This window comes from Micromonospora sp. DT63 (genome assembly GCF_049841615.1).
Classification (GTDB): Bacteria; Actinomycetota; Actinomycetes; order Mycobacteriales; family Micromonosporaceae; genus Micromonospora.
The window spans coordinates 15,595-39,885 of sequence record NZ_JBNCKQ010000016.1 but is presented as its reverse complement, the minus strand read 5'-3'; the positions used below and the strand labels follow the sequence as shown (position 1 = coordinate 39,885).

Sequence of the window (24,291 nt, the reverse complement as noted above, 5' to 3'; positions counted from 1 at the left end):
CGTAGGAAAGGTGAGTGTCAAGTTCGGCCGCCGGTGACCAGCTGCCGATCGTGGTGATGTCTGCTCGGGCACGGGAATCCCCTGCCCGAGCAGACCACGACCTACCCTCGCCGCCTCGCGGCGCTACCGCTCCACCGGTTGCCCGTGGGACACCAGGGCCGGCTGCCGGCGACAGTGGTGGCGCAGGTGGATGCCCGTGAGGCAGGTCGGTAGACGGCCTGCAGGCCGAGCGCTTCGACCTCGTGACGACGTGCAGGACCACACCGCGCTGCTGCTGCCTCGCGGACGGCAGTCCGCCACCGGACCGAACGGCTTCGGCGAGCAACCGCACCGCCGCCGCGGCGGGCAGTCAATCGGACGAGACGGGGCAACGGTGGCGGTTAACCGTGCGGGGCGGCGATCGCCTCGTCAGGCTCGACCGGCCCCGCCTGCGGGCCGTGGGTCAGCACACCGCCCGCCTGCGATCGCCTCCGTCAAGGGGTGGTCGATACGACAAACCTGGTCGGGCGTACGAACGACTGCGCGAGGGTGCTCTACCAGGCGATTCCGGCGCTGCCACCCGCCCCGTTCGGCCGGGCCCGCGGGCGCGGCCACGAGGGCGTCCCACTCCCGACTCCCACAGACCGCACCGAGTCGCCCAACCGTCAGCCCGGCATGGGACGCTCGAGCTCCACGACCAACGGGCCACGCCGCGTGGCCCCCGGACACCACCCCCACAGCCGCACAATTCCTTGGCATGACAGCACGACACCCCCGAACCCACATCCCTTGTGCCCGGAGGAACGCAGACCATGGACCGCGCAACTCAGCTCATCCAGGATCGCAGTGCCCCGCCGGCCGCCCTGGTGATCTTCGGCGCCTCCGGTGACCTGACCCGGCGTAAGCTGCTGCCCGCAGTCGAGAGCCTGGCTCGGCACGAGCGGCTCCCGGACCAGTTCGCGCTGGTCGGCGTCGCGCGCACACCGATGACCGACGAGCAGTTCATCGAGAGCGCCCTCGGCGAACGTACCCTCGCCAGCAAGCGCCAGCTCCAGGGCGGCGTGCGGTACGTGGCGGGCGGCTACGACGACCCGGAGACCTACAAACGGCTCGTGGTGACCCTCGACGAGCTGGACGCACAGCGGGGCACGTCCGGCAACCGGCTCTTCTACCTGTCCACCCCCGCCGGGGCCTTCGAGCCGGTGATCAACGGACTGGCCGGCGTCGGGCTCAACCAGCCACGCGAAGGCTCCTTCTCCCGCCTGGTCATCGAGAAGCCGTACGGGCGCGACCTGGTCACGGCCCGTGAGCTCGACCGCGTCGTGCACAGCGCGTTCGACGAGCACCAGGTCTTTCGCATCGATCACTATCTGGGCAAGGACACCGTCCAGAACGTGCTGGCGCTGCGCTTCGCGAACTCGATCTTCCAGCCCATCTGGGATCGCTCCTGGGTCGACCACGTGCAGATCACCGTCGCCGAGACCCTCGGCGTCGGCAGCCGCGGCGGCTTCTACGAGGACGCCGGCGCGATGCGGGACATCGTGCAGAACCACGTGCTCCAGGTCCTCGCGCTGGCACTGATGGAGCCACCGGCCTCGTTCGAGGCTGAGGGCCTGCGCAACGAGAAGGTGAAGCTGCTGCAGGCGATCCGGCTCCCCACCGACCGGGACATCGCCGAGGCCGCGGTCCGGGGACAGTACACCCGGGGCGGCACGCGCGAGGATCTGATGGCCGGCTACCGCGAGGAGGCCGGCGTGGACCCTTTGTCGCGCACCGAGACCTACGCCGCTATGCGGCTCAACGTGGACAACTGGCGCTGGGCCGGGGTGCCGTTCTACGTACGCACCGGCAAGCGCCTGCCGGCCCGGCTCACCGAGGTGGCACTGCAGTTCCAGCGGCCGCCGCACCTGCCGATCCCGACCGACCAGCTCACCGGCCTCGATGCCGACGCGCTGATCCTGCGGATCCAGCCGAACGAGGGCATCTCGCTGCGCTTCGGTGCCAAAGTGCCGGGCCACTCCTTCCGGGTCCGCACCGCCACGATGGAGTTCTCCTACGACCAGACGTTCGTCGAGGAGTCCCCGGAGGCGTACGAGCGTCTGCTCCTGGACGCGCTGATCGGTGACGCGTCGCTGTTCATCCGCAGCGACGAGGTGCAACAGTGCTGGCGGATCGTCGACCCGATCATCGAGAACTGGGAGAAGGACAACTCGCCGATCCCGACCTACGAGGCCGCCTCCTGGGGCCCGACCGACGCCGATCGGCTCATCGGCCGGAACGGCCGCAAGTGGCGCAACTCCGCGTGACCCTGCCACAGTGCCGATGCTGCCCTCCCCGCAGTGGATGGGCAGACCAGAGAAACATCCCCGCCGGGCCGTCCTCGACGCCATCGTGTCGAGCGTGAAGGGCACCGGCACCGCGCCCGGACAGGCAAAATGACGAGGGAGCACTAAAGTATGGAAATGCACGATGAACTCCGGCTCGCCCCGACAGATGGCACTGACGGCACCACCGAGCAGCGGCTGATCGCGTTGCTCGACGAGGGACGCGCCGACTACCGTTCCCTCGATCACCGGCCGGAGGGGCGCACCACCGAAGTCAGCGCCTTGCGGGGCCACCCCGCCGGGCAGGCGGCCAAGTGCATAGTCGTGCGTCTCAAGATCACCAAAAAGGAATCCCGGTACGTCCTGGCGGTCGTGCCCGGGGACCAGCGCCTGAACCTCGACCGGCTGAAGGAGCAATACCAGGCGCGGCACGCCATGTTCGCCGATGCGGCGACGGCCGAGCGGTTGACCGGGTCGCCAAGCGGCACCATCGTGCCCTTCACCTTCGGTGCGGCGCTGGACCTGATCGTCGATCCCGGGCTGCTGGAGCACGAGAAGATTTTCTTCAACGCGGGCGCGCTGGAACGCTCCGTCAGCCTGCGGACCGCCGACTACGTCCGACTGGCGCAGCCTTCGGTGCACGCCATCGCCGAGCCGGAGCCCGGGGTACAACGGAACGGAGAGCCGTCCTTGTAGAGGGCGGCCTACGGCAGACGCCGCGCCGTGAGAACCGGAACGGCGTCGTCGGTTCCGCCGACCGGCACGATGGCTTCGGACGACGCCGACCGCGGGAGGCGCACCGCACCGACCGCGACCCCGGAGATGACCAGCACGCTGGCCAGGATCGTGACGGCGGTAAGGGGTTCACCCTGGAAGACGGCCGCGGCGCCCAGACCGAACACCGGTATCAGCAACGCGTAGGGGGCCACCGAGGTGGCTCCGTGGATCCGGATCAGGTATCCCCAGATCGCGTAACCTAGCAGGGTCGCGACCCAGGCCACGTACACGGCGGCGACCACACCGGACACCGACATCGAGCGCAGCGCGGCGAGGTCGTCCTGAACGCCCTCGAAGACGGCCGAGAGGATCAGCAACGGAAGGGGAGGAACCACGCTCACCCAGACCATGAACCGGAACATGTCCGGCGGGTTGGCCTTGCGGGTCGCGATGTTCGCCAGTCCCCAGCAGGCGGCAGCAGCCAGCACCAACAGGAACCCGGCGACCGGCGTCGTCCCACCGAGCCGCGTGCCCACCAGGACGATCCCGGCCATGGCGACGCCCAGGCCGACCAACTGCACCGCCCTGGGCCGCTCGCGCAGCAGCAAAGTGGCGAGAACAATGGTGAACGCCGCCTGACTCTGCAACACCAGGGAAGCAAGTCCGGCGGGCATGCCGACGTGCATCCCGATAAAGAGGAAACTGAACTTCAGCACGCCGAGCACTATTCCGACGATGAGAACCCACCGCCAGGCGACCCGCGGCGAACCGACGAAGAAGACCGCCGGTATCGCGGCGAGGATAAAACGCAGTGCGGAGAAGAGCAGCGGCGGGAAGTCTTGCAGACCTACATCGATGACAACGAAATTCACGCCCCAGACCGCCGCGACGAAAACGACCAGCCCGACATGAGTCGGCTTCATCGTTATCTCCTCACCGCCCATCCTCCTACCCGGCGCGCGCCACCGGACCGGACCCATGATGTCTCATCCGGCGCCGCCGCCAAGGACCCGAAGGCTGACACTTTCTAATGGGAGTTCGTTAGCATGGCTTCACTACACGATCTGGGCCGGCTGCGTGCGCTGCACGCCGTGGCGACCTTCGGCTCCATCAGCGGGGCCGCGTCGGCGCTCGGCTACACGCCGTCCGCCGTGTCACAGCAGATCGCCAAGCTGGAGCGGGAGGCCGGCGCCCCCCTTCTCGACCGCGAGGGCCGCCGGGTGGCGCTGACCCCCGCTGGGCAGATCCTCACGCAGACGGCGGGGGAGGTGCTGGCGGCCCTGGAGCGGGCGGAGACCCGACTGAAACTCCAGCACGGAACGCCGACCGGCCGCCTCACGCTCGCCGCCTTCCCGACGGCCTGCCGAGGACTCCTGCCGGACGTGCTGGTGGAGCTGACCCGCCGGCACCCCGGCCTGGACCTCCGCGTGTCGGAGGTGGACCCGCTCCGCGGCGTCGACCTGGTGGCCGAGGGAGAGGTGGACGTCGCCGTCGTGCACGACTGGCACAACACCCCGCTGGTCCTCCCCGACGGCTTGCGGTGCACCCCGTTGGGCGACGACGTCGCCGACGTGCTCCTGCCGGCCGGGCATCCATTGGCAGGCCGGGACGAGGTCTCCGCCGATGACCTGGTCGCCGAGCGGTGGATCAGCCAGCGTCCTGGATCGATGTGTCACGCGTGGCTACTGCGGACTTTCGCCGAGCGGGGCCGGCAGCCCGACATCACCTGCCAGGTGGACGAGTACCAGTCCCAGGTGTCGTTGGTGGCCGCCGGGCTGGGCGTCGCGTTGCTGCCCCGGCTGGGCCGTGGGCGCCTGCCGTCGGAGGTCGTGGCACTGCCGCTGCGGCCAACCAGCTCCCGGCAGATCATGGCCGTGTGGCGGGCGAGCACCAGCGACCGGCCGGCGATCACCGCCGCCCTCGACGCGTTGCACGAAGCATCCGCTGCTCGGACCGCCCACTCTGATTCCCCGAATGTCGCGACGTCCGCACGACGTTCGACGACTGGCTGACCAGGAGCCTTTCGGCCATTTCCGATAGGTCGAAGTGATGCGCTTGGGCGGGGCCAGGTTCAAACTACGAGATTGCGGCTTGACCACCTGGCACCCCCTCCCCCATTGTAGGGATCGAACGGGTTGCCGGACGGGGGCGCAATTGAGGTTCAATCACAGGGCCGCTCCATGGTGGGCCGCCGATGTCATTGCCGATGCTAAACGAAGTCTTATCCGATAGCTGTTCGGCTTCTCATTTCCCGGGTCCGGTCGTAACGGACGACGACAATCACCCGATGCCAGGAACACAGTAAAGGCACGCCATATCCGTACGCCCGGGCAATTCCACCTTCGCCCGATCGTCGGTCATATGCGCCTGCCCTATCGCGTGCGGTCCCTGATGGGACGGCCACAGGGAAGGTGATCGATCTCAATGGTGACTCCGACAGTCGAGCGCTCCCCCAGCCGGGTCGCAACCCGGCGGGACGCGTTGACCGCCCTCCGCTCCGCGATGTCCCGCGAGAACCTGACCAGCGCGGCGCGTTGCGCGATGCGCCTGTACGCCGCGCTGCCCGAACCGGCGTCGCTGAACCGCAACGTCGTCCTCGTCGCCTACGGCGGCGGCAAGGACAGCTCGTACACCCTCGCATTCGTCCGGGCGATGCAGCTCGTCCTCGCCGAGATCTACGGCAGCACCTTCCGGATGCGGGTGGCGACGAACCGGCATGCGGGTATGCCGCGCGCCGTCATGGAGAACATCGACCGGGCGTACCGGGCGCTGGGCCTGCTCGACGACCCCGACTGTGAACTACTGGTGGTCGACGGGTCGGTGGTGTCGACATTCGACGTCGACCTGCCGCAGCGGCGCGAGGTCGTCGAGCGCAATCGGGTCGACATCCTGATGACCGGCCACCGCACCGCCGCGGACGCCAGGCCCACCTTCTGCAACGCCTGCAACCTCAGCATGGTCAACGCCTTCGGGCTCGCCGCCGCCCACGACGGCGGGGTCAACGTGATCATCACTGGTGACTCGCAGACGGAGCAACGGGACTACTTCCTGTGGGTCACCCGCCTCGCCCGGCGCTTCGGCCTGCAACCATCGCCCGACCACCGGAGCGGCTTCAAGGGCTTCCTGTCCTCCCTCGACAAGATCTCCGGCGCCTACTTCGCGGACATCCACGGTGCGGACGCGACGGACACCATCGCCGAGCGGGCCATCACCACCGACGTCCGCACCGATCTTCAGTTCTTCTCCATCTACGACGACACGGCATACGCCTCCGGGGACCACTGGGATCTGCTGACGGAGTTCCTCGGCTTCGTCTTCGACGACGTCGCCTTCAGCTTCACCGAGTCCGACTGCGGCAACCCGGCGCTCATGGCGCACCTGCGGGCACTGAAGACCGAGCGACGCCACGGCCGGACGTACGCCGAGGGCCTGGCCGAGTACGTCGACTTCGCTCTGGGCCTGATGCACCAGAAGGAGTTCCCCGACCGCCTCATCACGGTGATGCGGGAGCGCTACGCCGGTGCGGCAGCCGTAGCCCGGATGCGCTCGGCGATGCAGGCGTACGCGATGGAGGCGTACGGCCTGACCGACGAGCAGCTCGTCGCCATGGTGTACGCGCCGTTCACGGAGAAGGGCCTGCACCTGGACCGCTACCTGAGCAATGAGCAGCCGGATCTGGTGAGCTCGACCGAGACCATCCACGATCTGCTCGCCGAGGACGTGGTGCCGCCGGCCGGGGACGTGGCGGCCCTCGCCGGCCGGCTTCAGCGCGTCACCGGACTCACCCTCGCACAGCTGCGGTTGCTCTATCGCAGCTCGCTGCGGCTGCCGTCCACCACGCCGGTCAAGGGCGAGCTGATCGACGCGATCCTGGAGGGCGATCCGCACAAGAAGGTCGTCCTCAGCCTGCGGGGAGCCGACGGCCACGCGGTTCCCGAACTGCTTTCCGGGCGATGACCGGCGTGGCGCCGCAGTCGGGTGGATCCGACTTCGTACAGGTGGGGGCCACCCGGGACGGGCTCGACCCGTACCTGGACTGCGCCCGGTCCCGGCGGATGCGGGCGGTGCTGGTGGAGACGGCCAGCTACCTGCGCCGACGCCGCGACCTCGGCCGCCGGCAGTTCGACGTGGAGCTGGCGGTGTCGCGCCCGGAGGACCCCCGGCAGGTCATCGCCGCGTTGGCGGAGGCCGGCATCGCACCGGCCCTGCTGCTCCCCGGTTTCGAGCGTTACGTCGACGCCGCGTTCACCGCGGCGCGGTCCCTCGGCACGGCGCCGTGGCCGCGGATGGGAGCCACGTTCGAGCCACTGCACAAGCAGGAGCAGCGGGCCGCGCTCGCACGGGTCGCGCCGGAGCTGCCGCAGCCCCGCAGCGCTGTGCTCGCCGCCGACGGTGGCGTGTCCCGGACCGACCTGGCCTACCCGCAGGTGGTCAAGCCGGTTGACGGCGGCGGCGGCCTGGGGGTGTTGCTGGCCGCCGACGAGGCTCAGCGTCGGCAGGCGTTGTCGGTGATCACCGGCTTGCGCAACTACGGCGGCGCCTCGTTCGAGGCGGTCATCACGGAGGAGTTCGTACGCGGTCCCGAGGTCTCACTTCAGGGCGTGGTGCGGGCCGGACGCGTGTACCTGCTCAGCGTCTGCCACAAGTTGACCGCTGTGGAACCGCAGGACGCCCCGGGTGCCACCGGGCTGTCCGGATTCCGCGAGATCGGCCACGTCGCCGAGCATGGTGACCACGCGGACGCCGCGCTGCACCGGCTGGCGCGGTCCGCCGTCGAGGCGGCCGGCTACCGGGAGGGCCCGTTCCACCTCGACGCCATCCTCGGCGACGCCGGACCGGTGTTCGTCGAGATGGGTTTCCGGCTCTCCGGTGGCGGGCTGGTGGCGCTCGTGGCCGCCTCGACCGGCATGGACTGGGCCGACATCGCCGTCCGGTGCCATCTGGACGACACGCCACCGGCCCTCCTGCCGCCGCGCTCGCGTCGCGGGGTGGCCGGTCAGGTGTCTCTCACCTCGCCGCAGGAACTCGCCGTCGCGGAGGCGATGGCCGACGTCGACCCCGATGTACGGATGCTCCATCTGCCCGCGCCGCCCGAGCGGGACCTGCCGGCGGTGGACCGCGCCGCCCTGGCCTCGGACGTGCTGCGGCATGCCGGCGCCCTGGGCCGCCTGTTGATCACCGGCGACCACGTTGACGAGGTGCTCAAGAACCTGCGGTCCGTCGTCGCCGACCGATGGGAGGGCTGATCGCTCATGTGCCGACTACTGCTCTGCGTGGGAGACTTCGACGTCCGTGAGATGGTGGACGCCGCCGTCGCGATGGCCTGCGGGCGCACCGCCACGCACGAGGGTCCGGTGCGGGTCCACCCCAACGGCTGGGGTGCGGTGTGGAGCGCCCCCGACGCGCCACACCTGCGGACGCATCGCGACGTGCGGCCGATCGAGGAGAGCGTCGGTGAGTCACCCCTCATCGGCCTGCGCTCCACCTTCCTGGCCATCCACACCCGCCATGCCACGCTCCCGACCAACCATGGCCTGGAGTTCACCCACCCGTTGGAACGTGCCGGGGACTTCCCCTGGTACTTCATGCACAACGGGTTCATGCCCACCGTGTACCGCCGGCTGGGCCTGCCCGCGTCCCGGTTCGACTCGCTGGAGTACTTCGACTACATCGTCCCGCCCGGGGCCGAGGCTCTCGACCCGGTGGAGACCCTGACCAGGCTGCGGGCCGTCCCGACCGGAGGCACCTCCGGCAACGCGATCGCGGTCAACCTCAACGCGGCCTACGTCGTGCACTGGAGCCCCGCCGACAACGACCGCCCGATCTACTTCGGTATGTCCCGGCTGGACCGTCCCGGAGCCACCATCGTGTCCTCGGAGATCATCCCGGCGCTGGGCGCGGTGGACAGGTGGACTCCCCTGCCGACGGACCACGTGCTGGAACTGCCGCTGCCCGCTGCCGCCACCGCATCCCGACCCGAAGGAGAACGTCAGCATGTACGAGTCTGAAAACTGGAATCGCGTCGTCGTCGACGTCCGCACCACCCGCCCGTCCGGGGACCTACTCCGCCGGCTGGTGGACGGCGACGTGGCCGTCGTCGTGCTGCGCAACCTGCTTCCCGACGAGGTCTTCGCCGAGAATCGAGCTCGGCTCCGGGAGGTCTTCGATTCGGCCTCCACCACCACGTACGCCAACGGCGCGCTCACGACCATTGGCCCGTACCTGGCCAAGTACCTCGACGACTTCGAGGGTTACCTCCAGGCCGCGAAGGAGGCGAAGGTGATGCTGGAGGGCGTCTCATTCGACCTGGCCCAGCACGTCCGGGACGGGCTGCGGGTGCAGTTCGGGCTGAGCAGCCTCGAGCCGGCGGCGCAACCGGGGCGGGGCGAGTACGCGGAGTCGGTGATCCGCATCCACGCCGACGGCGTCCGCAATCCCCTGCACAACGACAACATCATGCGCGATGCCGCGGGCACCGAGGTGGCCCTTCAGGATCTGGCTTACCAGCTCAGCTGCGTGGTGTGCATCCAGGAGTGCGACAGCGGCGGCGAGTTGCGGATCTACCGCAAGCCCTGGGCGGCCGCAGACGAGCAGTACAAGATCCAGAGTGGGCTGGGCTACGACGAGCAGGTGGTCAGGGACGTGCCCGGCCACGAGTTCCGCCCACAGGCGAACGACGTCTACCTGATCAACCCCACCCGGTACCACTCGATCGAGCGGGTCTCCGGCTCCGACCGGCTCACCATGGGCTTCTTCATCGGTTTCGCGGACGACTCGCTCGACTCTGCGGTGGTCTGGGGATGAGTCCCGAGCCCTCGGACAAGCATCATCCGGTGCCCACCGCGGCGGACCGGCTGCTGAACCTGCTCGAGGAGGGCGGCGCACAATACCGGCTGATCCGGCACGCCCCGGAAGGCCGGACGGAACGGGCGAGCCTGCTGCGCGGGCACCCTCCGGAGCAGGCGGCGAAGTGCATCGTCGTCCGCGTGAAGATCAGCAAAAGGCAGGTTCGTTTCGTCCTGGCCGTGGTGCCCGGCGACCGGCGCGTCGACCTCGACCGGATCCGCGAGAGCGTGGGCGGCCGCGACGCGGGCTTCGCCGACCGGCAGACCGCCGAACGGCTCGCCGGCACCGTCAGCGGAACCATCATGCCGTTCGCATTCGACGCCGAGTTGGAGTTGATCGTGGATCCGGCCCTACTGGAGACAACCGACATCTTCTTCAACGCCGCAGCGCTGGACCGCTCCGTCGCCCTGCGCACCACGGACTATCTCCGCCTGGCCAGACCCACCCTGCTCGACATCGCGCAGGGGCCGGGGCTCGACCGGACCGCCCCGATCGAACAGGTGGCGTAGGCGATCCGGCCGGTGGCGCCGGCTCCCGATGCGGTCGGATCCGCTCGGACCGGACCCGGCGCCAGCGCCATCGGCCGGATCGCCGACCGGCGGCACCCGTCAGCCGGCGCTGATCGACGCGGGAATCCGTGCACAGTGGTTGATCACCTCACCGACCCAGACCGCCGGGCGGGCCCGGTCGGGCCGGCCATCGTCACATCTTTCAGTGCCGCTGGAAGGTGGAACTGGGCGACGAGGCCCGGGGCGGCAGTGGTCTTACCGGCCCCGTCGGCACCTTCGACGGCAAATAGCCGTGCCATTTTCTCGACCGTCCCCGACAGGGCATGTGATCCAGTCCCTGGAATTGTTGTGGCGGTGAATTCGAACGGAGTCGACAAATCCGTTATCGACGTCGGCTGTCACCCTCGTGGCCGTGAAAAGACATCATCCTCACCACACGGCGACGGCCGATATCCGCATAGCGGTCCCTGCCTGCCGATAAGTTGTTGCGCGGTTGCATCGGCGGCGGGCTCAAGCCGGCTGGGGTGTCCGCATGCTGGACACCCAGCCCGGATGCAGCACCCGCCCGGCCTCGTCGAGCCCGGCCACCCACCGGTCCGGCCCGCGAAGCCCGTCACCGGGCGGATGCCGCACCCCACGTCCAGACGAGGCGAGCGCCCGCGGGCAGCAGTGTCATCACGGCTCCGCCGCGGCGCCGGCCCTGGCCTCCCCGCCTCGCGGGGCGTCATCCGTGGCCGCCTCGTGGTCGTAGTCCAGCACGCCGGGCAAGCTGCCGGCGCGGCGGCCACCGGGACGTGACGTGCGGCCCGCAGGCACGCTCAGCCGGCGGACGACATGGCCATCGAATCGCTGCCCAGGTAGCCCAGCAACGGCAGGCCAACCCGGTCCAGCTCGTACAGGACCCGGATGCCCGCCCGCCGGCGCTTGACCACTCCCGCCGCCACCAGCACGGCCAGGTGCTCCGACACCGTGCTGACGGCGAGGCCCAGCTCAGCGGCGAGAGCCGAGGTGGTGGTCGGCACGGTGACACCGCGCATGATTGCCGCCCGGCTGCGGCCCAGCAGGATCTCCAGACGGTCCTTGCGCCCCGTGCCGTCCGCCCGGCCGGGCTCCAGGGCGGCACCGCTCAGCACGGACGCACCGCAGGCCTGGTAGGAGAAGCACACGACGCCGTGCGGGGCGGTCGCCGTCAGCGACGGTCCCCGGCCGAAGAGCAACGGGACGATCAGGACCCGCGACATCGGCTCGGACGCCGACGGCGGCGCCCCGACGCCAGGCGTGCCCACCTGCGGCAGTTGGGCGTGCAGGCTGTCCAGCAGGCTTTCCGGGCCCTCCGTGGCCAGTACCCGCGACCGGGCGAAGATCTCCGCCTCATAGGTCGAGCGTATGGCGGTGGCATACCGGCGCAGTGCCACCTCCCAGTAGACCGCCACCATGTCCGCGAGCTGGTCGAGGGCTTGCTCGGGGCACTCATGAAGGGAGCGCAGGGCACGCGACTGAAGCCCGCCGCCCCACTGCTCGAGCTCGGCACGCACCTGCGCCGGCGGCACTGCCCGGAGGTCCGCCAACTCCTCATCGAGGGTGGGCGACGCCGATCTCGGCAAGGGCGTGACGAACGACGGCAACATGCCGCCGTGGATCTGCAACAGGTCCCGCAGCCAGGGCGTGAGTTCCGGTCCGTCTCGCTTGATGGAACGCCGGGTGGCCTGCAGCCAATTTCCGTAAGGCCACGGTGCGGCATTTCGAGCACTGTAGACCAATCGGATACTGGCGAGAGATTCCCACAATGAACTGCAGGAGATTCTGACCGAGCAGTGTTTACTTTCACTCAACGCGAACGTCGACAACGAATTCCTCCAAGCCCCCGTGTCCGCCGACAACTCCCGGCGGAACCCACACCAGCTTTAATCAATCCGGATCGATCAGGCAACATTCTCCCGCGTGCTGGGATAATTACGGTGCGCAACAATGCGCGCTAAGTCCATTCGGCTGTGACTTCCACCTCACTCGCGCGGCGTACCAGGTCCATGTTGGCCTGTGGGCGCCTGAGCGCGAATCGGCGCACCAGCACGCCGACGGGAGCCCGACCAGGACGATGGCGGCGTGGTCTGTCGCAGTGACGAGTCCGATCTCGACCCGATCGGCCACGGCATCACCAGGGATTCTCCGGCGTCCCGCCGCAGGGGCAGCCGGTCTAGGTCAGAGCCGGACCGCGGCGTGGAAGCCCCGTTCGTACCAGAGCAGCGGCCGTCGAGCCGGATCCCGGAGGACCATGCTCACCTCACCGACCACGAGGTCGTGGTCGCCGACCGGTACCACCGCCTGACGGGTGCAGCGGTACTGGGCGATCGCCTGATCGATGGCGGGGAGACTGGTACCCGGGAAGGTCGAGTCGGTGTGGTTGGCGAACTTGTCCGGTCCCAGACGCGCGAACCGGGAAGCGAGTTCGCGGTGCTGCTCCGCCAACACGTTGACGACGAACTCCTTCGCGAGCACGAAGGCTCCGTGCGACCGGCTCGCCCGATCGATCGCCACCGAGACCAGCGGTGGACTGAGGGACAGCCCGGTCACCGCGCTGGCGGTAAAGCCCCAGCGGCGCCCGTCAAGAAGAGTGGTCACGATGGCCACCGGTGCTGCCAGCAGCGCCATCGCGTTGCGGAATTCATCCGCGCTCACCGGAGGTGCCGCCGCTCGGTCCGGCGCGTCCGCCGTCATCTCGATCCCCCACTCACGTCGGCACGGCCGCGGGCCGCACTGTCCGGTGGTGCGAACACCTCATGGAGCAATGGGCCGCCGTTGGTCCGGATATCGGTTCCGGATATGCGCAGCGACGGACCAAGGTCAGCAACCGGGCGGTCCTGGCGGCACTGCGCAGTCTCGTGACCAGGTAGCCGGCGGGCAGGTTTCCAGGGCGTACGTGGCGGCGAGGTGTCGGATGTCGCGCTCGACCTCCGCCGTGCTCGCTCCGGCCAGCACGAACCTGCCCGCACTGGGGAAGGCCGTGATGTCGTCGTTCAGCGTCTGGCCGATGTTGGGGATCTCAGACAGCACCACGGAGTCCGGGCAGGTGTCGAGGCCGCGGATGCGCTTGACGACGCAGGGCCGGATCTCCGGCAGGGCCGGGTAGAGCCAACCGGAGGCTCCGACCTCTGCGTACCCCAGGATGTCGGTGACGGTCCCGACCTCGGACGGCAGGCCCATACAGGCGAGGACGGACTCGCGGACCAGGTCCACGCCGTAGACGGCGCGGATGGCCTCACCGATGTAGGCGCCGCCGAAGCGGTTGGCGACCTCAAGGAAGATCAGCTCATCGTCGGGGGTGAGGAACAGCTCCAGATGGAAGGTGCTGGTGTGCAATCTTAGCGACTTCAGCACGAGGGCGGTGAAGTCGGTGATCCGCGCCAGCGTCGCCGCGTCGTCGAACGTGACGGACGAGAGGTGCTCCGTGCCGGTCCGGAAGTTGAAGCAGTCGCCGATGTACCGGGAGGCGCTGATGAAGCGGATCTGACCGTCCCGGACCACGCCGTCGACGTGGCACACCTCGCCCGCGACGAACTCCTCCACCTCGTGATCGTCGGGGATGCCGTGCGCCTGGGCGTACGTGAGGAACTCCGCCGCGTCGCGGAAGACCCTGATGCCGAAGCTGCCGGCCTGGCGTTGCGGCTTCAGGACGATCCCGCCCGGCACGGCGGCCGCGATCCTCTCCAGGTCGGCGTACGGGGTGGCTGCGCCGACCGCCCAGAACGCGGGAACGCGTACCCCGCTGCCCCGCATCGCCTCCTTCATGCGGACCTTGTCGCGGCAGAGCACCGCCGTCTCGACGCCGACGCCCGGAATGCCGAAGTGCTCGCGCAGCCGGGCCGCCGGCAGGGTGACGTGCTCGTACATGGCGACGACGGCGACCGGCGGACCCAGTTCGGCGGCGAAATCCTCGACCAGCGGGATCATCTGGTCGAGCGCCCGGTCGTAGTCCTCGAAGTCCAGCGTGTGCGGCACGTCCAGTACGCCGATGCGGACGAACCGCTGCCGCGCGGCGGGTGACATCTGCTCGACGACGTGCCGGTGCACCAGCAGGGACACCTGGTGGTCGCCGAACTCGATCGAGTCGAGGTGCTGCTCGGCGAAACCGAGATGGACAACGTGGCGGCTCGTGTTCTGCACGGCGTCAGGCTCCTTCGGAGGTTCTCCTCCCACAGGTGGGAGATGGGCGGGCCGGCGCTCAGTCGGCGTGCAGGCGTCCGAAACGACGCACGGCGATCCAGAGGGCGCCCAGGGTCAGGGCCACCAGATAGGCCACTTGGAGCAGTTGGGCGGCACCGACCCGCCCGACGCAGAACGCCCTGACCAGTTCGTTGGACGCGTACAGGGGCGAGAGCTCGACCAGGTGACCGATGGCCGGCGGGTAAGCCGACGTGGGGAAGAACGTGCCGCTCGCGAGGAAGAGCACCAGCGTGCCGAAGCGGACCGGGTCGAGATCCTGCCAGTTGCGCATCACCGTGGCGATCGCGACGCCGATGGCCGCGAAGGCGAATCCCACCACCAACGCGGCCGGTACGGCGAGTGCGGCCCAGGGGGATCTGAGGCCGCCGCACACGCCGATGATCACCAACATCACTACCGCGTAGACCACACCCCGGAGCTGCGCCCAGACGATCTCTCCGGCGACTATGCCCTTGATGTTCATCGGCGCCGACAGGAGCTGCTTGTAGAGACGTCGGTAGCGCAGCTTCCAGAAGAAGTTCACTGTCGAGTCGTACAGGGCGCCGTTCATGGCGGATGTCGCGATGAGGGCCGGGGCGAAGTAGACGAGGTACGGCACCGTCTCGCCGCCCACCTCCACCGGCCCGAGCAGCGAACCGAGACCTAGTCCGATGGAGAGCAGGAACAGGACCGGTTCGATCATGCCCGACAGCAGGACCGACCAGGTCTTCCGGGCGACCAGAAAGTTCCGCTCGACTACCGCGCTGACATCCGTGAGAATTGCCGACTTCATAGGGTCAATCGCCTCTTGAACATCCGCTCGGCCGCGACAGTGCCGAGCAGCAGGTAGCACCCGAGGACCAACAGGTGCAGCAGCGCCGGCCGGAGGTCCGCGTGGCCCGTCATCAACTGCCGGCAGAGTTCCGCCCCGTTCCAGAGCGGCGTGACGGAGATCAGCCACTGCAGCACGGTGGGGAAGACGCTGACCGGGTAGAAGATCCCGGAGAACAGGAACAGCGGCGTCACGACAAGGCGCGTGAGAGTCGTCAGGCTCGCGTCCCGCGTGATCGCGGCCGAGAACGCGAGAATGGGCGCGGCACACGACATGCCGGTGAGCACCGCCACGAAGAGCGCGACCACCGCCCACCACGAGGTGACGATCCCGAGGGCGCCCAGCACCGCCAGGAAGATCGCGCAGTTGATGGCGACACGCAGCGCGATGAAGGCCAGGTGTCCCGCGTACGCTCCGCGGTAGCCGACCGGTGAGGACGCCATGCCGTGATACGTGCGGTCCATCCGCATCGCGGTGGCTACCGGGTACGCCGACACTTCGGCCGCGGTCTGCAGCGCCCAGCCGGCCAGCAGACCCGGGGCGACGAACACGACGTAGTCAACCCGCTGGGTGTGGGCCTGGACCTGCAGATCGAAGCTCGCGCCGAGGCCGAGCCCGAGCGTCGCCAGGTAGAGCAGCGGCGCGAGAATCGAGCTGGTGAGCGTACCTCGCCAGGTGCGGCGGTACTGGAGCAGCCAGTGTTCGCAGGCGACAAGGATCGAGGGCATCGTCACCCCAGCAGGCTCCGGCCGCTGAGCCTCAGGAAGACGTCTTCCAGCGAGCCACGCCGGACCAGGCAGGCCCGGGGGTCGACGCCGAGGTCGATCACCGCGCGCAGGGCGAGATCACCGTCGTCGACGTGGAGCAACAGCCGGTTGGGCAGCTGCTCCATCCGATTGCTGATCTTGCCGACCAGCTCCGCCAGCGCGGACACGTCCGCTGCGCCGCTCGCGCGGATCTCCACGACGTCCTTCGACGCATAGCGCGTGACGAGCTCCTGCGGAGCGCCCTCGTCCCGGAGGCTCCCCCGATCCATGAGCAGAATCCGGTCGCACAGCTGCTCGGCCTCGTCCATGAAGTGGGTCGTCAGGATCAACGTGACGCCACGAGTCTTCAGCATCGCCAGCCGGTCCCAGAGCACGTGCCGCGCCTGCGGGTCCAGGCCGGTCGTCGGCTCGTCGAGCAACAGGACTTCCGGCTTGCTGACCAGGGCACGGGCGATACTCAGTCGCCGCTTCATCCCTCCGGAGAGGGTCTCTACGCGGGAGTCCGCACGATCGGACAGCTTGGCGAACTCCAGCAGCTCGGCGCTGTTCTCGCGGATCACCGCACGGGGCATCCCGAAATATCTGCCGTAGATGTAGATGTTCTCGGCGACGGTCAGCTCCGAGTCGAGGATGTCTTCCTGATGCACGATGCCCAGCCGCCGCCGGATGTCGCGGCTCTGCTTCGCGGCATCCAGCCCGAAAATGCGCAGCGAGCCGGCCGACGGGAGGGAGACACAGCTCAGCATGCGCATGAGCGATGTCTTGCCGGCACCGTTGGGGCCCAGGATCCCGACGGACTCACCGGCCCAGATCTCCAGGTCCACCCCGTCGACGGCAGCCGGGCCGCCGTAGGACTTGGTGAGGCCCCGGGCATGCACAACCGGTGCCGGCTGCCCCCAGGACAGCGCCTGCGTCATCTCGTCTCCCCGTGAATGATGCTCCCGCCAGGTCCGGTCCGCTTCGCCGGTCGTCCGACGGCGTCAGCGGATCAGGCCGGCTTCGTCGGGCTGAATCTTCATGGCGTCCTCCGCCCAGCGGACGACCCGCTCCATCTCGGGCCGCAACCCGTCGTAGGTGGGGGTGGTCAGCGTGACGTCTCCGATGGTGTCGAACCAGCTCGTGGGAAGGGGGATCGTCGCGCCGGGGACCAGCCACTCCGGCAGGACGAACTTGAGCACCGAGGGGAGTTCGCAGCGGTCGGGCAGCGTCACCACCCTGCCGGCGCGGTACGGCAGGCCGAATCCGGCCACCGGCCGGATGTGCTCCTCTCCGACGAAGCCCAACTGCTCCGGCTTCATGCCGGTGGCGAGCCCGAGGCACAGCTTGTCGGGTAGGAGACCGGTCGCCGCACCCGCATTGGTCATGGTGAAGTGCCCGCCGGCGCGCGCGGCGATCTCGTTGAGCTGGAGCCTGCCGTTCACGTCGCCCCACACCTCGGCGTGGAACGCGGAAGTCCGGGCGTTGGGCAGGGCCGCCACGACCGCCTCGACGAACTCCACCAGGCCACGGCCGACGGCCGAAGCCGGGTCGAGCATGACGGAACCGAAGGAGCCGACGTGCTCGCCCACAGCGCGCCCGGTCCCGAAGCCGTAGTACTGCGACGGGATGAGGTAGAGGAACTCCCCGTCATGGCGCACTCCGTCGACGTGGTACATCACCGAACCCGCCATCGGCTCGGCGACGCTGTGCGCGGGCACATCGGCGGAGAGCCGGCCGAAACAGTCCGACGCTGCCTTCCGCGCGCCTGATTCGTCGTAGACGAAAGCCGCGGTCTCGCCGGCCCAGGCGGACCGGGACTTGAGGACGAGGGGATATCCCAGCTCGTCGACGGCATTCCAGAAGTCGACAGCGTCGTCGACGCGGTACGAGGGCCAGACGTCGAGACCGGCGGCGGCCACCCGCCGCTTCATCTCCAGCTTGTCGCGGTACGCCCGTGCGCTCTCGACGTTCTGGCCCTCGATACCGAATTTCTCCCGGATACGCGCGGCTCGTACGACGTCCCCCTCCCGCGGGGCGAACAGGAGGTCGTACGAGGAGTTCCGGAGCAGTTCCATGGCCCGTCGCTCGACGGCCCCGGGCGTGAAGTAGTCGGGCACCTCCTCGAGGAGTTCGACCTCCTCCGGAACCCCACCCGCCAACCTGTCCCGCACACCCTCCCTGGTCAGCACGGTCAGGCTGAGATCACCGTGTCGTCGGGCGACATCGGCGTAGTCAGCGATCATGGCGGCATTGACGTCCAACGACAGGGCGCATTCCAGGACGAGGACCCGCACCGGGCTTCCTCCAAGACGATGGCGAGATGGCTGCGCGGCCCGGCACGCCGAGCAGCGCTCTTCATTCCAGCACGCCCGGACAGCGGCCAGTAGTGACGTTTTCTTGGGGCAGACATAAGTACGGCTTTACGGCCGATCCGCCCGAAGCGGCGTCCCCAACTGGTCGCCCGCGGGCTCCGCCTCTTCCGACCGACTCCCCGCCGACGGCCGTCGAGCGGCCACGCAGAAGATTTTTTCTTTGCGGCCGGTTTCACCATCCAAGACGGCGCAGCAGAGCGGCGGTGACCGGACGATGCAGGCGTATATGCTCCCGCCATGGATCGTCCCGTGAACGTGGGTATGCTCGGTTGCGGCAACGTCGGAGCGGCTTTCGCCGAATTTCTCCTGGGTCGGGCTCCCGATATCCAGGAAATCAGCGGCATCGATCTGATACTCAAGCGCATCGCCGTACGGGACGCGGGGAAGAAGCGCTCGGGCCTGCTGACCCCGCTCATCACCGACGACGTGCGGGCGATCACCGACGCCGATGACATCGACGTGGTGGTCGAGGTGATGAGCGGCATCGAGCCCGCCCGCACGTACGTGCTCGCCGCGCTTCGCGCCGGCAAGCCGGTCGTCACCGCCAACAAGGAACTGATCGCCAAGCACGGCCCGGAGCTGTACTCCACGGCCGACGCCAGCGGCGTAGATCTCTTCTTCGAGACTGCCGCCGTCGCGTCCGTGCCGATCCTGCGCGTACTCCGGGAATCGTTCCTCGGCGAGGACATCACAAGCGTGCTCGGCATTGTCAACGGCACGTCCAACTACATGCTGACGCGCATGTCCGAAGAGGGGCTCGGCTACGCCGAGGCCCTGCGCCAGGCACAGGAGGAGGGCTACGCCGAGCCCGACCCCACGAACGACGTGACGGGCGCGGACTCCGCGTCGAAGCTGGCCATCCTCGCCTCGCTCGCCTTCAAACGCGCGATCGCCGTCGACGACGTCGAGCGCGAGGGGATCGACAAGCTCGATCGCGACGACTTCGACATCGCGGCGCGTTTCGGATACGTGATCAAATCGATCGCCAAGGCCGAGGTCTTCGGGGCGGCCGGCTCCGGCGAGCGCGAAATCGGCGTCCAGGTCTTCCCTGCCCTGGTGGACAAGAACCATCCCCTCGCCAACGTGCGCCACACGTACAACGCGGTGTTCCTCAAGGGCGGCGCGGCCGGCGACCAGATGTTCTACGGTCACGGCGCCGGACGGTTGCCCTCCGCGTCCGCTCTGCTCGGCGATCTGGTCACCGCAGCGGACCACCTGCGACGCGGCACCCACCGGAGGGTTCCGCTCGGCAGTTCCGCGGTGCTGCGACCGACCGAACGGCTGGCGCACCCCCACTACCTCAAGTTGGAGGTCACCGACGCGCCGGGCGTCCTGTCCGAGGTGTCGGGGGTGTTGGGCCGCCACCAGGTGTCCATCCGCTCCATCACCCAGGAGGACCGCGCCTCGAAGGCGCGTGTCGTCTTCATCACGCACCGTGCCGAGGAAGGCGCGATGAGGCAGGCCGTGGCGGAACTGTGCAGTCTCGACAGCGTCCTCGGCGTCGGCGGCATCCTTCGCATCGTGGAGGCGTGAGCTGTGCCCCGCTCAGAGAGTGGGGCACAGCGACCAGGCGTCAGGACCGGGGGATGCCCGGCGGGTTGACCTCCGACTTCGGTAGGGCCTCCGCCTGTAGCCCCCACCTCTTGAGCACCTCGGTGTAGGTACCGTCGGCCATGACGACGTTGAGCGCCTTGGCGACGGGCTCGATCAGGCCGTTCTCCTTGCGCACGGTGGCACCGATCCGCCCCTCCAGACCATCGCCACTGCTGGAGAACGTGCCGATCACCTTGGTCTTGCCGCTCGCGGCGGCGTGGTAGGCACCCGCCGGACCGGGGCCGAGGTAGGCGTCGACCCGGCCGGAACCGAGCGCCAGGTAGTAGTCGGCGGGATTCTGGAAGTTCTTCACGGTGACCGGATCGAGGTTCTTCGCGCGGTTCTGCCGGTCCCACGTCCGCAGGAGCTGTTCCTGGTTGGTACCGGCGGTCACCGCGATGGTCCGGCCGGCGACGTCGTTCGGGCCGCGCACGGTCCAGTCCGCGTCCCGGGACGCCTCGAAGGCGACCTCGTCGGCCCGGTAGGTGGCGAAGTCGTACTTATCCTTGCGTTCCTCGGTCACCGTCACGTTGGTCATGGCGAGTTCGTACTTGCCGCTGTCCAGGCCGATGAAGATGTTCTCCCACGACACGGTGTGGAAGCGCGGCTTCAGGCCAAGCACGTCCGCGACCAGGGTCGCCAGATCGGGCTCCACACCAATCACCGTCTGGTTGTCGGTGGCGTAGAAGCTCAGTGGCGGCTCGGTGCCGGCGAGGTTGACGATGTCCAGGAACCCGTCCTCGCGGACCGCCTCGGGCACCGAGTCGGCGATGGCCGCGATGCGCTGGGCGTGCAGCCTGTCCTGACTCGGGGAGAGGTTCATCTGGGTGCCGTCGGCAGCCTTCGCCGGGGGCGCGGTCTTCTCGGACTCGGGGTTCGCACAGCCGGTCACCACGAGGGCGAGGCAACAGGAGAGGGCGGTGAGGGCTGCGGCGACGCGCCCTGACGGGTGTCTCATTCGCGGGTCCTGACGTGGGTGTCGGATGGTACGGGTCATGGGGGGGTGGAGCGGTCAAAGGACCTTGGCGAGGAACGCCTGGGTGCGTGCGTGGCGAGGAGCGTCGAGGAGTTGCTCGGGCGGACCCGCCTCGACGACGACACCGCCGTCCAGGAAGATCACCGTGTCGGCGATCTCGCGGGCGAAGCCCAGTTCGTGCGTGGCCACCACCATCGTCGTGCCTTCCCGGGCGAGGTCCTTGATCACCGTCAGCACCTCGTTCACCAGCTCCGGGTCGAGCGCCGAGGTGGGTTCGTCGAAGAGGAGGAGGACCGGCTCCAGGGCGAGGGCCCGGGCGATGGCGACGCGCTGCTGCTGCCCGCCCGACAGCTGACGCGGATAGGCCCCGCCCCGGTCGGCGAGACCCACGCGGGCAAGCAGCCGGGCGGCCCGTTCCCGGGCCCGGGCGGGCGGCACGCCCAGCGCGCCCACGGGGGCCTCGATGATGTTCTCGGTCACCGTCAGATGCGGGAACAGGTTGAAGTTCTGGAAGACGAAGCCGATCCGGGTACGCTGCCGCAGCAGCTCCCGGTCCCGGAGCGCGACCAGGACGCGGCGGTGCCTGCGGTAGCCCATCAGCTCGCCGTCGACCAGGACGTGTCCCCGGTCGGGGGCCTCGAGGTGGTTGATGGCGCGCAACAGGGTCGACTTGCCCGCGCCGGACGGGCCGATCACCGCCGCGCTCTCGCCGCGCCGTAGTCGGAGGTCCACACCACGCAGCACCTCCGTCCCGCCGAACGCCTTGTGCACGCCGCGTACGTCCAGGGCCGGGGTCTCGTCCTTCACGCGGCGGCCCGCCCGTCGCCGTCGGAGCCGACCCAGGCGAAACGGCGCTCCACCCGGTGCTGCACAAGGGTCAACACGGTGGTGAGCGCGAGGTACCACACAGTGGCGACCATCAGCAGCGGTACGACACGACCGTTGCGTCCATACAGGATCTGGACGCGGTAGAAGAGTTCACCGATCGCCATCACCGACACCAGCGACGTGGACTTCAGCAGGGAGACGATCTCGTTGACGGCGTTCGGCAGGATCGCGCGCATCGCCTGCGGCAACAGGATCCGGCGCCACTGGCGCAGCCGCGGGATGCCCAGGGCTTCCGCCGCCGCCATCTGCCCGGGGTCGACGGAGGCCACCCCTCCGCGGATGATCTCCGCGGCGTACGCGGACTGATGGAGCGTCAGCCCGATGACGGCGGCGGCCATCGTGCCGATGAGGTGCAGCGTGTCGACGGACACGAGGACCGGGCCGAACGGGATGCCCAGACCGATCCGGCGGTAGAGGTAGGCCAGGTTGAACCAGAAGAGCAGTTGCACCATGAGCGGGACCGAACGCAGCGCCCAGACGTACGTCCCGGCCACACCGCGCAGCATCCGGCTGCGGGACAGCCTCATCGCCCCGATGAGGCTGCCGAGCGCGAACCCCAGGACCCCGGACACGAGCACCAGTTGGACGGTGACCCACACCGCCGAGACCACTGTCTCGCTCAGCAGGTAGTCGAAGAAGGTCCCCCACTCCCAGGCCGGGTTGGTCACCAGGCCGTGCCCGAACTGAGCCGCGAGCACCAGGCCGACCGCGCCGGCCACCCATCGCCACGGTCGGGGCGCGGGTACGCGCGGCAGCGCGTCCAGGTCGTCCGGCCCGTCCGGAAGGTTCGTCGCTCGCCGCGCCTCGGCCAGCGTCGCGCCGGGCCGGCGAGGCCATCGTGCACCGAGATCCAATGGGACTCCTCGTGGTAGTGCGGGGCGGATCACCCGCGGTCGGCCCGGCGCGTACCTGATGCGGTCAGGCCGAGGAGCAGATCGGTGACGAGGTCGGGGCGGCTGAGCACGGGGCAGTGCCCCACCGGCCACTCGTGGCGCTCGGCGCACCGCGCGGCCATCGCGCGCTGCACCGCCGGGTCCAGGGCCCGGTCGGCCGCACAGACGACGTAGCTGGACGGGGTCTCACGCCAGGCGTGGCGCGTCGGACGGGCCCGGCCGTACCCGGGGCCCTGCGGACGCAGCCAGGACACGGCGCTCGCCGCGAGGTCGTCGGCGCAGTCGTGGTAGAGCACCTCCACGACCCGGTCGGGCAGCAGCCGGGTGGTGCCGTCGGGGCTCTCCGTCACGGCCGCCGCGAGCCGGGTGCTGGTACCGCCCACGTCGGCGGTCGACTCCCCCACGTCGAGCGCGAATCCGGCGACGTACACGAGATGGGCCACCCCGCGCAGCCCGGTCGCCACCGAACCGCCGTAGGAGTGGCCGAGGACCACGGGCGGCTCGGGCAGCGTGTCGACGAGCCGCTGGACGTGGACGGTGTCGGCGGCGAGCGAGCCGCGCTGGAGCCGCGGCGTGTGGACGGGGATCCGGTGGCGCCGCAGCGCGGCGCGCAGCGGCCCGAAATGGCGCGGGGTGTGCCAGCGCCCCGGCAGCAGGACGACGGGAGTCATCCGCTCGGCCGCTCCGCGAACCGCTGCCGCAGTAGCCCGCCGAAGGTCAGCAGCACCGCGTCCGTGTCGGCGAGTCCGTGCAGGACCACGTCGGCGCCGGCCGCCGTCAGCCCTCCCGCGTCTGCCGGGTGGCACGCCACTCCCACCGCCCGGACCCCGTGCTCTCTGGCCACGGCCATGTCGCGGGGGGTGTCCCCGACGATGATGACTCGAGCCGGCGGGCAGTCGACGCCGAGGGCACGCCGGGCCCGCTCCCGAGCCGGCGGCAGCAACGCGGCCCGCTCCTCGGCCTCGTCGCCGTACGCCCCGATGGCCAGGTCCAGATACCGGTCGAGGCCGAACGCGCGCAGCTTTGCCGCAGCCGACCGGCGGGTGTTGCCGGTGAGCACGGTCTGCCGGACACCGGGGCAGCCGGCGAGCGCGGTGAGCGCTCGGGCAGCGCCCGGCATGGCCCGTCCCGCTGCCGTCAGCTCCTCCCCCAGCCGATCCAGTTCGTCGTCGACCGCGTCGAGCAGTCGCCGCACGAGGGCATCGGCTGTGCACGGCCGGTGCCTGGCGAGCGCCCGCACCGCGATGTGCCGTGCGGTGGCTCCCGCGATGTCGGAAACGCGGCCGAGCGGCTGGCCGGTGATCCGTCGGAAGGCCCGGTCGTACGCACCCCTGGTGACGAGGGAACAGTCGACCAGGGTGCGGTCGATGTCCCACAGGAGCAGGGCCGCGGGCGGAGGCGGGTTGTCCACCGAGG

Annotated in this window: 22 protein-coding genes; 9 read left to right on the top strand and 13 right to left on the bottom strand. The window is 69.4% G+C overall.

What is annotated here, in order from left to right; all coding sequences use genetic code 11:
- The first annotated feature begins 791 nt into the window (after positions 1-791).
- Positions 792-2,285 carry a glucose-6-phosphate dehydrogenase gene (gene zwf / locus ACLQ27_RS32045; RefSeq protein WP_357493084.1) on the top strand — a complete coding sequence of 498 codons (1,494 nt, stop codon included), beginning with the start codon at positions 792-794 and terminating at the stop codon, positions 2,283-2,285.
- A 156-nt stretch (positions 2,286-2,441) separates the two neighbouring features.
- Positions 2,442-2,999, top strand: a complete 558-nt coding sequence (locus ACLQ27_RS32040; protein WP_357493086.1) for a YbaK/EbsC family protein — start codon at positions 2,442-2,444, stop codon at positions 2,997-2,999.
- A gap of 8 nt (positions 3,000-3,007) precedes the next feature.
- Here the strand turns inward: ACLQ27_RS32040 and ACLQ27_RS32035 are convergent, their stop codons facing one another.
- The gene (locus tag ACLQ27_RS32035) at positions 3,008-3,943 is read right to left on the bottom strand and encodes an EamA family transporter (protein ID WP_425870238.1); all 936 of its coding nucleotides are present in this window, start codon (positions 3,941-3,943) and stop codon (positions 3,008-3,010) included.
- Positions 3,944-4,066: 123 nt separating this feature from the next.
- Between ACLQ27_RS32035 and ACLQ27_RS32030 the strand changes: the two genes are divergently transcribed.
- From ACLQ27_RS32030 to ACLQ27_RS32005, 6 genes are all read left to right on the top strand, one after another.
- Positions 4,067-5,032: a LysR family transcriptional regulator gene (locus ACLQ27_RS32030; RefSeq protein WP_357493090.1), complete on the top strand. Its 966-nt coding sequence runs from the start codon at positions 4,067-4,069 to the stop codon at positions 5,030-5,032.
- A gap of 412 nt (positions 5,033-5,444) precedes the next feature.
- Positions 5,445-6,977, top strand: coding sequence for a hypothetical protein (locus ACLQ27_RS32025; RefSeq protein ID WP_425870236.1), 1,533 nt, complete (start codon positions 5,445-5,447; stop codon positions 6,975-6,977).
- Between the two features lie 5 nt (positions 6,978-6,982).
- Positions 6,983-8,266 carry an ATP-grasp domain-containing protein gene (locus ACLQ27_RS32020; RefSeq protein WP_425870234.1) on the top strand — a complete coding sequence of 428 codons (1,284 nt, stop codon included), beginning with the start codon at positions 6,983-6,985 and terminating at the stop codon, positions 8,264-8,266.
- A gap of 6 nt (positions 8,267-8,272) precedes the next feature.
- Positions 8,273-9,028: a class II glutamine amidotransferase gene (locus tag ACLQ27_RS32015; protein ID WP_357493096.1), complete on the top strand. Its 756-nt coding sequence runs from the start codon at positions 8,273-8,275 to the stop codon at positions 9,026-9,028.
- Positions 9,015-9,824, top strand: a complete 810-nt coding sequence (locus tag ACLQ27_RS32010) for a hypothetical protein (RefSeq protein ID WP_357493098.1) — start codon at positions 9,015-9,017, stop codon at positions 9,822-9,824. Before ACLQ27_RS32015 ends, ACLQ27_RS32010 begins: the two co-directional genes overlap by 14 nt.
- A gap of 29 nt (positions 9,825-9,853) precedes the next feature.
- Complete coding sequence (locus tag ACLQ27_RS32005; protein ID WP_357493100.1) at positions 9,854-10,375, top strand: YbaK/EbsC family protein; 522 nt, start codon at positions 9,854-9,856, stop codon at positions 10,373-10,375.
- Positions 10,376-11,193: 818 nt separating this feature from the next.
- Here ACLQ27_RS32005 and ACLQ27_RS32000 read toward each other — a convergent pair.
- The 7 genes from ACLQ27_RS32000 to ACLQ27_RS31970 all read right to left on the bottom strand — a co-directional run bounded on the left by ACLQ27_RS32000 (position 11,194) and on the right by ACLQ27_RS31970 (position 18,447).
- Positions 11,194-12,222 carry an ArsR/SmtB family transcription factor gene (locus ACLQ27_RS32000; protein WP_425870231.1) on the bottom strand — a complete coding sequence of 343 codons (1,029 nt, stop codon included), beginning with the start codon at positions 12,220-12,222 and terminating at the stop codon, positions 11,194-11,196.
- A 352-nt stretch (positions 12,223-12,574) separates the two neighbouring features.
- Positions 12,575-13,051 (bottom strand): flavin reductase family protein, encoded by a 477-nt coding sequence (locus ACLQ27_RS31995; RefSeq protein WP_425870229.1) that lies wholly within the window; start codon positions 13,049-13,051, stop codon positions 12,575-12,577.
- A gap of 165 nt (positions 13,052-13,216) precedes the next feature.
- Positions 13,217-14,536, bottom strand: a complete 1,320-nt coding sequence (locus ACLQ27_RS31990; protein WP_425870228.1) for an ATP-grasp domain-containing protein — start codon at positions 14,534-14,536, stop codon at positions 13,217-13,219.
- A 58-nt stretch (positions 14,537-14,594) separates the two neighbouring features.
- Positions 14,595-15,368, bottom strand: coding sequence for an ABC transporter permease (locus ACLQ27_RS31985; RefSeq protein ID WP_357574289.1), 774 nt, complete (start codon positions 15,366-15,368; stop codon positions 14,595-14,597).
- Positions 15,365-16,135: an ABC transporter permease gene (locus ACLQ27_RS31980; protein ID WP_234581252.1), complete on the bottom strand. Its 771-nt coding sequence runs from the start codon at positions 16,133-16,135 to the stop codon at positions 15,365-15,367. The genes ACLQ27_RS31985 and ACLQ27_RS31980 overlap by 4 nt, the downstream gene beginning before the upstream one ends.
- 2 nt (positions 16,136-16,137) lie before the next feature.
- Positions 16,138-17,091: an ABC transporter ATP-binding protein gene (locus tag ACLQ27_RS31975; protein WP_357493112.1), complete on the bottom strand. Its 954-nt coding sequence runs from the start codon at positions 17,089-17,091 to the stop codon at positions 16,138-16,140.
- A gap of 63 nt (positions 17,092-17,154) precedes the next feature.
- A complete protein-coding gene (locus ACLQ27_RS31970; protein WP_425870226.1) occupies positions 17,155-18,447 on the bottom strand; it encodes an ATP-grasp domain-containing protein in 1,293 nt (430 codons plus the stop codon).
- Between the two features lie 315 nt (positions 18,448-18,762).
- On the opposite strand from ACLQ27_RS31970, the gene ACLQ27_RS31965 reads away from it, so the two are divergent.
- A complete protein-coding gene (locus tag ACLQ27_RS31965) occupies positions 18,763-20,058 on the top strand; it encodes a homoserine dehydrogenase (RefSeq protein ID WP_234580912.1) in 1,296 nt (431 codons plus the stop codon).
- A 40-nt stretch (positions 20,059-20,098) separates the two neighbouring features.
- Here the strand turns inward: ACLQ27_RS31965 and ACLQ27_RS31960 are convergent, their stop codons facing one another.
- From ACLQ27_RS31960 to ACLQ27_RS31940, 5 genes are read right to left on the bottom strand one after another with little or no spacing between them, the layout of a single operon-like run.
- Positions 20,099-21,076: an ABC transporter substrate-binding protein gene (locus ACLQ27_RS31960; RefSeq protein ID WP_425870224.1), complete on the bottom strand. Its 978-nt coding sequence runs from the start codon at positions 21,074-21,076 to the stop codon at positions 20,099-20,101.
- Between the two features lie 54 nt (positions 21,077-21,130).
- Positions 21,131-21,901: an amino acid ABC transporter ATP-binding protein gene (locus ACLQ27_RS31955; protein WP_357574293.1), complete on the bottom strand. Its 771-nt coding sequence runs from the start codon at positions 21,899-21,901 to the stop codon at positions 21,131-21,133.
- Positions 21,898-22,836, bottom strand: a complete 939-nt coding sequence (locus ACLQ27_RS31950) for an amino acid ABC transporter permease (RefSeq protein ID WP_357574294.1) — start codon at positions 22,834-22,836, stop codon at positions 21,898-21,900. Before ACLQ27_RS31950 ends, ACLQ27_RS31955 begins: the two co-directional genes overlap by 4 nt.
- Before the next feature lie 29 nt (positions 22,837-22,865).
- Positions 22,866-23,546, bottom strand: a complete 681-nt coding sequence (locus tag ACLQ27_RS31945; RefSeq protein ID WP_425870221.1) for an alpha/beta hydrolase — start codon at positions 23,544-23,546, stop codon at positions 22,866-22,868.
- Entirely contained in the window at positions 23,543-24,286 is a 744-nt protein-coding gene (locus tag ACLQ27_RS31940) for an HAD family hydrolase (protein ID WP_357493125.1), read from the bottom strand. Before ACLQ27_RS31940 ends, ACLQ27_RS31945 begins: the two co-directional genes overlap by 4 nt.
- Positions 24,287-24,291 lie beyond the last annotated feature (5 nt).